General features: G+C 61.9%; 1 protein-coding gene. It reads right to left on the bottom strand.

Annotated features, from left to right (window positions below):
* Positions 1–426 (bottom strand): DEAD/DEAH box helicase (locus ACTFO6_RS17620; RefSeq protein WP_439935724.1); only part of this gene is annotated, 426 nt, incomplete at its 3' end.
* Positions 427–488 lie beyond the last annotated feature (62 nt).

Below are 488 nucleotides of genomic sequence, written 5' to 3'. Positions count from 1 at the left end.
GATGGCTTTCGTTCCTGGTATACCCTGTTCCTTGAGGCGCAGCACGCCGGAGAGCACGGGGAGCAGAAATGCTTCGGTCTTGCCGCTGCCGGTGCCCGTCTTGACGATCGCGTTCCGTCCTGCTTCGACGGTACGAAGCGCCTCCTCCTGGTGCGCGTACAGGCTGGAAGCGCCGAACGGCCAGTTGAAGCGGGGAAGCGTCGGATGTCCGATGCCTGCGGAGAGCAGTTGCGAGAGCGTTTGCCCTTGAGCGAAGTCACGCGCGAGCGTGACATACGGGCCCTTAACGAGCACTTCCGCACGGTCCACGTGTTCCTCGAACTGCGCGCGCAGCTTCGGGTCGGCGAGCCGATAGGAGCTCTTGATGAAGCTCCGGTACTGCTCGATCAAATGGCGTACGCTCTCGATGACGGAGAAGCGATTCACGGTAACACCTGCTCCAAAAGGAAGGCGGTGCGAACGTCAGCCAGCCAGCGCTTGCCAAAGTG

Origin of the sequence: Pelomicrobium sp. G1, assembly GCF_051905455.1 — a bacterium.
Classification (GTDB): domain Bacteria; phylum Pseudomonadota; class Gammaproteobacteria; order Burkholderiales; family UBA6910; genus Pelomicrobium.
The sequence above is the reverse complement of the archived record's forward strand: the minus strand, read 5'-3'. Positions and strand labels throughout refer to the sequence as shown.